General features: G+C 40.2%; 7 protein-coding genes. All 7 read right to left on the bottom strand.

Annotation, left to right across the window (positions count from 1 at the left end):
- Nucleotides 1-74 precede the first annotated feature (74 nt).
- The 7 genes from OCI93_RS05360 to OCI93_RS05330 all read right to left on the bottom strand — a co-directional run bounded on the left by OCI93_RS05360 (nucleotide 75) and on the right by OCI93_RS05330 (nucleotide 12,742).
- A complete protein-coding gene (locus OCI93_RS05360; protein WP_261625938.1) occupies nucleotides 75-980 on the bottom strand; it encodes a sensor domain-containing diguanylate cyclase in 906 nt (301 codons plus the stop codon).
- A gap of 114 nt (nucleotides 981-1,094) precedes the next feature.
- On the bottom strand, nucleotides 1,095-1,880 hold the full coding sequence (locus OCI93_RS05355; protein WP_261591254.1) for a hypothetical protein: 786 nt from the start codon (nucleotides 1,878-1,880) through the stop codon (nucleotides 1,095-1,097).
- A 96-nt stretch (nucleotides 1,881-1,976) separates the two neighbouring features.
- Nucleotides 1,977-4,628, bottom strand: a complete 2,652-nt coding sequence (locus OCI93_RS05350) for a purple acid phosphatase family protein (protein WP_261625937.1) — start codon at nucleotides 4,626-4,628, stop codon at nucleotides 1,977-1,979.
- A 143-nt stretch (nucleotides 4,629-4,771) separates the two neighbouring features.
- Nucleotides 4,772-6,307, bottom strand: coding sequence for a pre-peptidase C-terminal domain-containing protein (locus OCI93_RS05345; RefSeq protein WP_261591256.1), 1,536 nt, complete (start codon nucleotides 6,305-6,307; stop codon nucleotides 4,772-4,774).
- Nucleotides 6,308-6,614: 307 nt separating this feature from the next.
- The gene (locus tag OCI93_RS05340) at nucleotides 6,615-7,547 is read right to left on the bottom strand and encodes an ADP-ribosyltransferase (protein ID WP_261625936.1); all 933 of its coding nucleotides are present in this window, start codon (nucleotides 7,545-7,547) and stop codon (nucleotides 6,615-6,617) included.
- Nucleotides 7,548-7,561: 14 nt separating this feature from the next.
- Nucleotides 7,562-10,993 (bottom strand): hypothetical protein, encoded by a 3,432-nt coding sequence (locus OCI93_RS05335; protein WP_261625935.1) that lies wholly within the window; start codon nucleotides 10,991-10,993, stop codon nucleotides 7,562-7,564.
- A gap of 384 nt (nucleotides 10,994-11,377) precedes the next feature.
- Entirely contained in the window at nucleotides 11,378-12,742 is a 1,365-nt protein-coding gene (locus OCI93_RS05330; RefSeq protein WP_261625934.1) for a zinc metalloprotease, read from the bottom strand.
- Nucleotides 12,743-13,777: the final 1,035 nt, after the last annotated feature.

Raw genomic sequence — 13,777 nt, 5'->3', positions numbered from 1 at the left:
TACGAGTTAGGTGCTTTTTGGTGCTTGTGCAACAAATTCGTCAAGACTTTAAGACAATACCTGAAAGAGAAGGGTTACTGTGCACACACCCTGTCTCGTCCTTGATTCTTGGCTTTGTACATTGCTGCATCTGCGCGCTTAAGTGCTTGTGTGTATGATGGATCAGACGCTAAAATTTCAGTAACACCAACGCTAATAGTAATGGTGTTTAGCCCAAAATCTTGGCTTCCCTTAAATGCTAGCTTAACATTTTGGCGCAGTCGTTGCGCTGTTTGAATGGCTTTATCTTTTTGTATGTGGGGTAAAATAACCACAAATTCATCGCCTCCAAAACGGCAAAGGATGTCTGTTTGGCGTAATGTTTTTTGACATGTACTGGCAACTTTGCAAATTGCTTTATCGCCAGCGTGGTGGCCTGCACTGTCGTTTAAGGCTTTGAGATGATCAAGGTCAAACATGAGGATTGATACACAATAATCGTGTCTTTTAAACGCATTAAAGTGATAGCTTAATTCACGTTCAAGACGTCGGCGATTGAATAGCCCCGTGAGTAAGTCTGTGTCACTTTGTTCTCTAAGTTGTGTTTCAAGTCGGCGTCGCTGAGAAATATTACTGGCAACCCATAACACCATATCTTCGTCATTTACTTTAAAATCGAGGGGGGTTATGCGGGCTTCAAACCACATTTTTTCGGTGGTGTCTTGTTTGGGTAGGCCTTTAACATCTTGATTACTTAGTTCATATTCTTCAATTAGCAACGCTTGCGAGTCTAATGCACGCGCAATGGTGTCAATAAACCAGCTAGCTTTTTCTGGTACTATTAAATCATTAATAGATTTGCCTATTAAGTTGCTACCATCATGATAATAACGTTCATCTTTACCACCAAAAATAGCAACGTACTTGCCACTGCGTGATAGCAAAAAAGCAGGATCTGGTAACGCCGCCAGTACTGCGGACATCTGTTCAGCGTTAATCATTTAATTCCTCAAGTACTTAATACTTCGGTATCGTTTATTAATTGTAAAACACGCAATAAAATCATCCACTATAGTTATTAAAATTTTATGAAATGTGTGAGTCAGAGTCAATTTTTATGCGCCTTTAGGTAAACTCATAAAAGCACGTACCGCTTTATCTCTAAATGTTAAATCAGTCGCTAAATTTGATTCACTGTAACTTTTACAAAATGAGAGTGGGTCTCCTTGGTGTGTTAAAAGCTCATCTGGATTGGGCATTTTGCTTATTATTTGACGCCAACGTACTTGCATTGCTTTAGGGGGCGGTGGCAGGTTAGCTAAGATTCTTTGTGATAAAGCAAATTCACTGTTCATGGCAACTTTTAGCATGTCATCGTTTGCTGCTGCAAGCCAACTGGCACCTTTTTCATTTTCACAAATTAGCGGAAAATAAGGTGCTAAAGCTGGAAAAGCCGTATTTTGATAAACAGTCACTTGCCAGTATGACTGGGCAATTTTTACAAATTGCTCAAAGTCCTTAATGGCTGAAAAACCAGATTGTTCAAGCTTTTTTATCTCAACCCTAGGTTTGTTGGCATTGACTGTGTCATTGGCACAGTCAATATACCAGTGCCCTACAACAATGGCATTTTGAAAATATTCGTCTCTGAGCGATCCCCATACTTTTTGGAGTTCTTTTTGAGCGCTTTGCATGTAATGTGCAAGAGGTGCGAGAGATTCGCTGTTATGCGCCAGTTGCGCATGGATCAATTTATACATCTCATCGCGTATTTCAAGACACCGGCCAAGCGGGTAAGGTTTATCTGAAAAAGCAGGGTACTGAGGTGCTAATGTTAGGTCTGCTTTTAGACGAAGATTAGCGAGTTCATAGGCAAGTAAATCTATCTCTTCTTTTGTCATAGGGTTAGTTATTTTATTAATTATGTTGTCAGTATAGGCATGTTCTTTAGTTGTTATCTAGTTTTGTGGCAGCAGTGCGCTGCCACAGTTTAAACGTTACTGCTGTATGGTTAAATAAAGTGCATCAAAATAGCTATCATTGTCTGAGCCGTGATTGCGTTTACCCGTTAATACAAAATCTACAAAGGCGGTATCAATAGGCAATGTTATTTGACCTGTAGCACTTTGCCATTGCGCACTTTGTGTTGTGAGCGCAGGGCTATGTTCTATTAGCTCGCCAGCGTGGTTAAATAGTGAGAGCTGGATAGATGGGGTATCTTTTCCACTGTAGTTGCGTAACATGCCGCCAAAATTAAGCTGTATTGCACCGTGTGTTATTTGCGAACTGTAGCTTTGTAAATCAACACGTTGATAAACGCTTCCTTGTGCCGTTTCACCTTGGCATACTCCGCCTATGGCAAAAAACTGTTCACCTTGAAAGGGCACAACTGAATCACATTGGTCTGCTTTTAGAGATTCAATGGGGCCTGCACCACTCCAACCATCTATCCCTGTCTCTGCACTTGGGTTTTGCAGCAAATTACCTGATGGCACGACTTGCTGAGTAATATGCTCAATAGGTGCGTTGCTTGGTCCCCGATTATTGATAGTAGGGCAGTTTGATGTTTCAGTTTGTATTTGAAGGTTGAGTGAGTCGAAATAGCTATCGTTGTCGGTGCCATTTCTGCGTGTGCCAGTGAGCACAAAATCAATATAACGAGTTTGAGGGGGTATTAATGCATTACCGGTAAATGCTTGCCAGCTGGAGTTGGCACCATTGAGTGGTGCGCTGGTTGTGAGTGTTTGTAATTGCACATCTTTAAATTCAAGTTTGATAGCTGGTGTATCGCTGCCGTTAAAGTTACGCATGAAAGCTGAGTAATGCGCTTTTATTCCACCTTGGTCGATAAGGGTTGCGTAGTTATGCACATCAATGCGCTGAAATGCTTGACCAAAGTCTTGCTCATTGTTGCAAATACCGCCCACAGCAAATAGATGTCGTCCATCGTGTGGTGAGACAGAATCACATTGGCCATCAGTAAGACTCTCTATGGGGCCAGTGCCTTGCCAGTGGGTAACCGCTTGTTCTGCTCCTGGGTTGAGAAGCAAATTATCACTGAGTTGTGTTGAGCTTGAAGTGGTAAAGGCAATGGGAGATGACCACTGACTCCACGCTAAAGCTCGATCACGCATACGTACTCTTACACAATATTGCTGGTTTTTTACTAAACCTTGTAAAGCCACTTTGTTAGGTGCTTTACCTGCTTGGGTGTCCTGTTCATTCCAAATGTTTTTATGCTGATACCAGTGATCAAATAAGGGCGTTGAAAAATCATCACACTGCCCACTTACTTGCCAGTGTGCTGCACCAAATAAATCTAAGTCAGCATCGGCAAACAAGGTAGCTGTAGCTGTGTTGCAACTGGCATTGATTGCCCCTGCTTGAGGCCATAAAACCTCAGGTGTGTAGGGGGCGGTATTATTTAATTTCACTTTTAAAGTGTCGCGTATCACATTATTTAGTGGCGTATTTTCATCACCCAATGAGATGCGTTTAATTTCAAATGCTGGATCGTCACCGGCTTCTACATCTACGACAACAAAGCCATATTCATCTTGGCTGACGGCAAATTCGGTGTAGTCGGTTTGAGCATATTCGTCGAAATAATCTAGATTGCCGCCAGCGGACGCCACATTAACCATGGCATGTTTATGATCTCGGCTGGTGCCTCGCGAATAGGCATGCGTATGGCCAAAAAAGTGAATACTTGGTTTGTTACACGAGCTTGAGAACTGCTCAATTTTAGCAACAATTTTACCACTATAATCGGTTTCGCCTGCTAACCACATTTCTGATTTATGAGGGTGGTGCATTTGCGCAAATACAAAATCAATATCGGTGTTGCTACAGGTTTGGGTGAGTACATTATCTAGCCATTGCAGCTGCTCATCAATGCGGTAGTTAGAGTTGGTATCTAAAGAGATCACACGAATGTTTGAATGATCTTTAAACCACCAATGTTCAAGGTAGTTAGGGGAACCATTTGTGGGTAAGTTGAAGTAATTAAAAAAATAACGCGAATCGTTTTCATGGTTTCCTGGTGCTGGGTAGGTGGGTACATGGCGGGCAAGCGGTGCGATAGGGTTAAAAAAAGTATTTTTCCAACTATTGTAATGATTGCCGTTATCGACCAAGTCACCAGGGATCAACGTCATGTTCAGCCCTTCATGTAAACTGACGCCAAGCGTATTTTCAACGTACGGGATCACGCCGGTATTTATCACATCTCTAAATTTATTTGGGTTTGATGAGTCTTGTTGCATATCGCTCATTGCTAAAATACGCGCACTTTTCTCTTGTGACGCAAGTGGTGGCGTTTTAAAACTATGAATGTCGCTCATTACATCATGTGTTTTAACGCGATAAAAATAAACCGTATCGGGTGTTAAATTGATTAATTGCACTTCATGGATGCGACTGAGTATATGGCCTGTTTTACTTTGCCCTGTACTTTGTTGCCCTAAATTCCTAGTGGTGCCCCAGTGTACGATGGACTCTTCGCCACCACTTGTTTCCCAGCTGATCCAAATACTTGAAGGGGTTGCGGTTTGTAAGTAGGGGGTGACATGAAATGAATGAGCCATGGTTGATGGCTGCGTGAATAATGCTGCGCTTATTACGCCAGCTGCAAATAGTGCGTACCTCATCGTTGTTTCCTTGATTGTAAAAGTGCGCAATACTGACAGAGAAAGATTAAATAATGATGTATGCAGTGTTGATTTTATGTTTCTTATCAGAGGGTTTAACAGTGGCAAGGTTGAAAACCTTACCACTAAAGCGAATCAGCGAATTAAAGCATTTCGACTTCAATTTCAATCCATGCTTGTGCAGTGCCTTCAGTACCGCCTTTACGAATAGGCGTTATTTTAAAACCACCCCAATGATCGGTATAACTTTTGCCAATCACTAATTCTGAATCAGTTTGGTCATCACCCCACCAACCGGGTGTTTTTGAACCTGGGGTCATATCTAACAAATAAGACGTTGTTTTCCAAAAACGCGCATCTTGTTCATTTTCAAAATAGCCTTGTAGGTTGATGAGTACGCCATTTTTAGTATTTGTATAACGGCTGTGCGTTGTACGGTATTCTAGCCAGTAAGTATAGCTACCATTGCCTGATTTTAGTTTTAATCCAATATTGCCATTGCTATTACTGCCGTGATCAAAGGCATAAATACGATAGATACCAGATGCATTGATTAGTGGAACATCCGAAGCACTTAACCAACCAAAATACTCTTTGTACAGTAAGTTGTACTCTTGTAGTGAGTGAGCACCCATACCCATCATGCTGTATATATTACCGTAATTAAGGCTTTCAGAGTCATAATTGCCAACACCAATTACTTTACCAGGACCTGCTTCTAGCGCTTTTGCATGACGCAGTCCCAAAGCATGGCCTAACTCATGCGCAATAACACCAGCTGTATGGTGGTATAAAGTAATGTTTGGTGGTGCTGCGCTTGAATTATAGTTTCCAACTTGAGGTGCAACCATCATGACGACATTGCCCGCACCGGGATCATCAGGATTAACACCAAGCTCACTTACTTTAGATTTCCACAATGCAGTCCAACCATGAAAGTCATTATCATACTGACTTTTAGGGGCATTTATTTTTATGACAGGCGTTGTAATATCGTAGGTCATATTAAACTTACCATACGATTGCTCACTGTAGTATTGTGCCGCCTTATCTAACTCCTGCTGCATGGTGGGCCATTCTAATGGTGTATCAGAGAATTCAAAGCGATATACTTTGATATTGGCATAATCATATTGATAACCTCCTCCATCTGGCGGCGGCGGTGGTGTAGTTCCAGTCGTTTTACAACTATTTGCTCCTAAATCAACCACCAAAGATGCACCTGAGGCTTGACCAGATACTGTGATATATGTCCAGTATTGGTTCGGGTTGCTGATGATAATACATTCGTTATTATCAGGGTTTTTTGACGATGGATCACCACCATTGGTATTTGGCCAGCCACCATTTCTAGCGTATAAATCCAAATTACCGTTACCATAACCGGTGCTGATTGCAATACTATCGTGTTGGTTTGAGTTCGCAATACTCAAATAGCGAGTGCTTTGATCGAAGAGGCAGACAGTATCTCCATTTGTTAAGTTTCTTCCTCCATAGGGAGATTCAGTTTGACAGCTATCCTCAAGTTGTTGTGCTAGATTCGAGGACATATCGTTGATAGTGGGTGTATTAACCCCTTCGATATGCGCTATGTCTGGTTGCTGTGCATATGCAGCAAATGACCCGGTCATAAGCAACGTCGCGCAGCACAGATTACATGTTGTATTGTATGTATCCATTAGGTTTTCCTTACTAGTGTATGGGTGATGCCTTGTTTTGATTACTGCACTTATCTGTACGTAATTTAAACAAAGCCATATGTTTATAGCATTTTATTAAAAAGATATACAATATACTTTATTTTATTTTTTATGTGTTGAATGGATTTTTGGCTTTTATTATTACGGGTTGTAAAATGGGGGGAGTGTTTATAAGTCAGAATTGTTACTATATATGCTTGAATAATTTACTTACTTTTTTTGAAATAGCAGCCGAGTGAAAAGTAACCCGACTGCTAGCCTAGTAGAATTTTTTTTAACTTTTTATTTACTCTATACAGCTCACAGCGTTGATAAGCTCACCACTGTGACTGGTTAAGGCACTTTCCATTACCTCGGGATCAGACTCAACTTCAGATACCTTGATGTATGTTACAACGCGCTCCCTAGCTACACCTCCTGATGTCATGACTTTTTTAAATTGCGAATAACCATCAATTTTAAATGCGGTATTTCTTGGAAAAAGCACTTCAAATTGGTTTTTTGCAGGACCATACGCGGTGAAGTTCGTAGGTAAAAAGCGACCATTCACCCCTTCTATTTCGTAAAAAACCAGGTCATCAGCACTACCATAAAACTGCTCTGCTTTAGTGGAGTTCATAAAGTTTAGGTTGCTAGAAGTTGACTGATAAGCTTTATCAGCAACCACATCGCCCACTTTTATTTCTCCGCTAGTAAGCTTGCGACCTATGCCAAAGTCCCGAGTGTAGCGATAACTTGTGCCTGTATATCTAGGTAAATGCTTTAACCCAGTATCTAGGTTATTCATATACATCTGAGTATCAGCAAGGTCCGCAACGAAGTCATCTGCACCTGTAGCAATACCTGTGCGGGCATAGTTATTAATTGCTGTAAAATCTCTTGTATAACGAGCTATAGCTGATTTAGATTGGTTAATCAGCCGACCAAAAAGTCTACTAGCCTCAGGGAATGAATTTTGGTATTCAGCTAATGTCGCAGCGGCAACACCAGACTCTTCGTAGGCAAGTACATCATTTATATATGCAAAATCGGCTGCGCTTTTGTCCACCACCGCGGTTGTATTGGTAAAGCGTTCGAAAAGTTCAGTTTTAGCCTCTTCACTTAAATCTGACGCATAAGTAAAAGGCTTTTCATCTATTATTTTTGTTTGCGTTCCAATTGCATAAGCATTAACTGTGCATAATATTAACAGTGATGTTATCAGTATACTTTTAATCATTGTTATTCTCCGATTTAAATTGGGCAAAATGCAGCAAAGTCGATTTCCTCTACTGTTTCAGGTCCTAAAATAGCGCTCTCTAAGCTTGCACCTTCTTCTTCTAATGAAGTAATACCTTCTTCTGCAAAACTGCTCATTGACATACCTTCTTCTTCAAGCGCAGCGCTAAATGTGCTGACTAAGTCCATGGCTCTAATTTCTTCTACCACGGGTAGTAAAATTATTAGCCAGTCAACAAACCCGCCAAAAAAACCTTTACTGCCTTTTTGGGTTATGAAGTCGCTTATTGCTTCTTGGCGAATACGAGCTACTTTGTTTAAGTCAGCTTGCAGTTGCGGGTAGAAGCAGTTTTTTATTAACTCATAATCAAATTGACTTGTTGTACAGGCTGAAGCTAATTGCCCATCAACATGTTGAAGAAGGTTTTTTGCGTATGCTCTGCGGACATAGTGCGCAGCTCTAATCATTGGATCGTAACCTGCAGAACCAAATGCACCGGGTAAATAGGCTTGTTGATATTGCGCAACTGCACGTTGCGCTGCAGCATACAATTTATCGCCGTTATGACCATTGAGCTTGTAAAATTCGCGAGTTTGTCGGCTTGCTGCATCTTTTGCTTCTTCGGATTCACGCAATGTTGTGCCAGCTGCACGGCTTCCATAACCGTAAACATCTAATCCTAGCGTTGCATACGCCCACAAAGCGGGTACTTCTGCGCGATGAAACAAGCGCCAATTTTCTACTTCTTGCCAGTCTGGATCTGGATTTTTAACGGTAGGAATAGGGTAGTTGCCAGCACCATATTGTCGGTCAGCAATATTGTCAAAGCGGGTAAACTGTACGATGTATTTCGCACTCTCGGACACCTTAGCAAACCCTGAATGAGCCAAAAATGTACCGCTAAAGTATCCATCTATGATATCGCGAGTGAGGGTGTTGGTTAGTGTAACGCCCGCTTTTTGTGTCTCTATGGGTTTATTTATGTATGGAGTTATCGATTTTAAGTAAATGGTTTTACCCAAACTTTCTTGTTTGGATAAGTTTTCCATGCTTTCGTTATTAACCCTATGCGCTTGTAGTTTTTGCAAATAAGCACCAACAGCGTTTATCCAGACGTTGCCTCGGCTTTTTGGGTGCCCGCCAAGCTGCTGTGTAGCTTGCTGAGTATTAAACTGTAAAGCGTGGAACATTTTCACAAATTCAGGATAGTAAAGGTACATCGTTTTTTGGTCTGGCGTTAAATATTCCTTGAAATAAGTAAATATGTCTTTGGCTGATGCTTGCAAGTTGCCTTTAAAGCTATAAATATTAGTTCCTTGTAAGGTAGGTTCAGTATTAATGTTAAAACGAGAATCTTCATACCAATTAGCTACTTTGTCAGCATCGGTGTCCTCTTCAAACGATACTTCAGCAACATTCAATATGGTTTGCGTTGTTGTTAAGTTTTCGTGCGGCTCATCAATGCGTAAGTTTTGCGAATAGTTTAAGTTACGAATATCAAAGCTACCTTCAAAATCTTTGCTGGCAGCATGTAAACCAATAGGTTGAGATAAAAATTCATATACAATATCAGCACTTAAATTGTGCATAACAGATAATGCATAATCAGGGTTGGCTTGACCGTATTTGCTATCTGCATCGTTCGGAGATAGATATAAGCCAAAAGCAAAGGAGTCTGATACATCGTCTGTTACCCTTTTGGTACCAAGGACGGCAGAATGCCAAGTACAATCAGCGATGAGTGATTGACCAGCTCCACGGTTCATAATGTTATGATCAAATGTATCAAGTAGTTTTGCGTTGCTATTTACGCCAACATGCAAAGCAACGCCTTGCGTTTTTTCGGGTTCTAGTAGGCCGTATAATTCAGGTGTTAAGCGATTTAAGTTGGCTTTTTCATAGCTTGAAATAACATCCCTTTGATTAAAGCTAATTGCTAGGCCAATATCTGTTTGAGTGGTATTGCGTGTAGGGCAAACGCGATAATCAAATTCAAAGCCAAACTCTGCATGCTCTAAAGGCGGTAAAAATACGCTGCGAGTGCTTGGTGCATTGGTTGTTGTGTTTAGTAACGAAAACTCACTAGGGTTTTGTGTGTTATCACGAGTAAGAGAGGGGATCTTTGCTATGGGATCAGCACTAAAAGTGGCATCAATGCCTTCATAGCGAATATTACGAATCGCATAACTATTGCTTTGTTGGGATAAACCAGTGCTATTACTACCTGCAAAAAAAGTGACTGGATTAGAGTATATGTTGGCCACTTGCTCGTCAGTTAACTGTGTTTTGTCTAAAATGGTGTGTTTGTTAATATTAAGCGAAAGCTGGTTGTCGGTATTAATATGTAAAGTAACGTCTTTAAATTGGCAATTTGTATATTGATAATCAGTCCAGATATAGTTGCGAATGTCGACGCTTGGATTATGCCCCCATACGCCTATCATACGACCAAAAGTATCTCTAAAAAATACCTCGATACCATTGGCTTCTTCATTAAGTAACGGGCCAATAGTTGAGTTAGGTTTAATTTCAAGGCTTGTGGGTGCTGGTGTACCCAGACGAATACCAAAAGAGGATACTTGCATAGATTGAGTGTTAGGTTTGCCATCGGCATTACAACTTTTGTATTCAAAAGCCAGTGTTGCGCCGTTTTGGTTAGGGGCTAGCTGGCGCTCAAATGATAAAATTGTTAATGCATCTTGGTTTGTCTCATTAATGAGCTGATATTCACCGTAACCATCTTTGTTACTATATGCAGGGTAGCCATCGAGCGTACTGGCCATGTAAGCTCGCGATTGTGATAGTGGGGTATCAGTGTTTACACTTTCCTCTTCGGGCGCCTTCTCATCAGGGCTACCGTCAGTGATATCTTCCGCTGATGTATATAAATGAAATTGGCGCTCGCCAGTATTACTGACACTAATGGTACGTCCAAACGCTGTAACATAATTTCCATTGTCCGCTTGTAACTCAACTAAATCACTCCCTTGCGAGATTACTTTAAAGGCAGAAGTTCCATGAGGTGTCCAACCAGGTGTAATAGAAACGTACTGTTTGTCTTGGTAATATCGTTTTAAGTAACGTCCTGCATAGTCATATGTTGCATCTTGATGGATGCTTAGATTGAGAATACCGCGCTGAGCATCGACAACTTCAACGTTAAACTTGCACCAAGGGTTATAAAAACCTCTTGATGATACTGGCACGCCACGGTGATCAGGCACTGCAAGCGTTGCTAAATTACTGTCTCTGTCGTTCCCCAAACAAACAAAGTCACTGGGCTGCGCATTTTTGGGTTTAAGTACAATAGTATCACCAGTTTGTAATGATAATGCCGATGATATAACAATTTCGTCGGCTCGCGTGTATTGGCTATGTACACCAATGCTGAGCAATAATAAGCTCTGTGCAGTCAGCAAAAGCTGGCACTTTTGTTTATGCTTCATTTTAACCTCATAATTCGTGGAAAAAGCAACGTGGATGTGTTTGTTTTTTGTCAAATGCAGACGATTGGTATAAAAGTCGTACACCGTGTTGTCAGCTAGCGCATTATGCAAAATGCTCTAGCTGACAAGCTCATCTAATATGTTGATTTATTTATACTTACCTCTTTTTTCTTGTGAAGAAAACAGGCATTTTTCTGTGTCTTGACGGCATCGTAAGCTTGTTGGTGTGAACAGGCATACCGCTGAATATCATTTGGCATGCTGTACAGCACATATATACATGAGCCAAACATAAGAAGAAGCAAAGCAATGCGTAGCAACTGATTATTGCGTTTCATTTCAACACCTAAAATTTTGAGGTATATGGGAACTAGCAGCTCGCGCTTAGCGAGCTTGCGAATTATCGTATAAGGGTTTAAGAGCACCGCTGGTAAGCGTTGTTCTCATTTGCTTAACTTGGCTTTTGGTGAATAGTTGTCTGTTACCACCCAAGGCTGTTTCACGCATGAAATTCAAGTGTATTAGCTGATTCGCACAGAGGTCATTTTGAGTTGTTATTACATCACAAGGTAGGGCTTTTGGACTGTCGACGACGTAGCCTGGTAACCCAAGAAAGTGCCCAACTTGATGGGTAAGCACAGTGTTTAATCCATCTCGTACAGGCTTTATTTGCTCGATTGATGCATTTTGTTTTGCAGGTTTTGCTAAAACGTTACTCTCATCTGTGTTAAACACACTGCTGTCGATAACAATGCCTATTGGGTTATTTGAGTCTGTTGGCATGTGGGTTGTTTTACCTAACTTAAGTCCTGTAATTGTTGTAAAGTCTCCAACCCATACATTAATGTAGCGTGATGTGTCCCATTCAGGTTTATTTGTGCTTAAAGGCTCAACGATGTCGCTGTGGGCTATGCGGTTAATACCAGAAGTTGCTTCACCTGATGGCGTTATTGAAGCTAAATAAAATTGTATGCCGGTATCTTGTGTCGCAATTGCTGATGTTGTACTGACTGTAGCTGTTTCATTGCCTAAACTTTCAGCCCGAAAATGCCTGTTTAGTTGTGAAAGTTGGGCATGTATTTGCGCATCGCTAATTACGGTTGTGGCATTGTCAAATGTGTGTACAACAATGGGTAATTTTATGAGCTCTTTTGAAGCTTCAGGCATTTGAAACTTAGATTCAAACGTTGCTGTAATATGACATGGTGCTTTAGCATTGCTTACATGCCAGTTATTTTGTGACTTCTTGGTCACGCCACACCCTGAAATACTTTTTATTTTATGGCCTGAACGTGCTTTTGAGTCAAATGAAAACGGACTCCCTTCTTGCACTGATTGAGGTAAATTAAGTAGTTCACCTAGCCCCGATACCGTACTTGTAATTGCAACATTGGCAATGTGCATTTTGTCTATAATAGTGATGGTACAATCTTGAGTTGCACCGTTGAGTGTAATTGTATTGTGTTGTTCACTTAACTTTGCACTACAACCAGAAATCTGTTCAATTTTGTAGCCAGGCATTGTCTTGATAGTAAAAACACCAGACTGGTCTTTAGTAAGCGATAGACTTGTGGGGGTCACGCTAACCGCTTCCTTATTAAACTGTAAAGTGACGGCTGATACCGGAGCCGGTTTTATACTATTTGCTAGCTTTGGTTTGCTTTCGACTTTATTTTCGCCGCTACCAGAGCAGCCACCAAGTAAGCCAGTTATTAATACACTAACCAACGAAATATGTAATTTAGTCATGTTTGTTTCTCTTTCCATTAAATATGTTTGCGTATATATGTTTATACTCGAGCGTTTTTAGCAAAGTGAACTTGCCGTTCGCTTTTTGAGCTAAACTAGGGTTGCGGTCAACTTATCACTTAATGCAATAATGTATTCTTTTTTGTTCTTAATAATTGTTTGAATATATTTTTACAATGCGAAGATGTATTTAATTTGTTGAATATTAATAATATATTTTTAATTTTTCGTGGATGTAGTTATTGCTGAATAAAAGTTGATAAATTTGATAACGGAAAAGATTAAAAAATCACCTATAACTTTTTACGTTAATTATTTACATGGTTAACATTTGGTAGTTGTTTATTATTGGTTTATGGCTATCTGGTATGATCTCTTACTTGCTTTTTACGGTGATTTTTGGGCCCTTTTATGCCACTTATGAAGGGCTAGGTGTTTATTGTTTGATTGATACGTATTAAGTGAGGGGTTTTGGGCAAGTGCAATTCAGGTATTGATACGCACCTAATATATGTTTATTCAAATTCTCCATTTAACATCAGGTTTGTATACGGGGTTTTGAAATAGTAAATATGTAACAACTCACATTACTAATTACCTAATGATGATGCTTCGTTCAATTTCAAGTCGCTTTTATGTAGTAATGGTAGCGCAGGTAAAGGACTAAATAGCTTTATTGGGCAAATTCGCTTATTCAGAGTTGAGTTTGTTTACTATCTGGCTCCTCCTCCGTAATTAAACACCGGATACAGGTTGAAGGTGACTAGCTCACCATATCTGCAGATATGGCAGATTATACTTTACTTATTGGTTTACCTTTTATTGATGTACTAAACAATTCAACTGACTAATTTTTCTGGGCGAAAAAAATCAAATTCGATTAGTTCTTTATGCGTTTGTGTTGTATAGACGTCAAGTTTATGAACAAAAAAATTATAAAGTAAATTTTTATAAAAATATAAAGCACTGATTATTTTGGATATTTTTTAATTTAAGTTGCATTAAGATTTACTAAGGGTTATTCACAACGACTCT

This window comes from Pseudoalteromonas holothuriae (assembly GCF_945859825.1).
In the GTDB taxonomy this organism is placed as follows: Bacteria; Pseudomonadota; Gammaproteobacteria; order Enterobacterales; family Alteromonadaceae; genus Pseudoalteromonas; species Pseudoalteromonas holothuriae.
The sequence above is the reverse complement of the archived record's forward strand: the minus strand, read 5'-3'. Positions and strand labels throughout refer to the sequence as shown.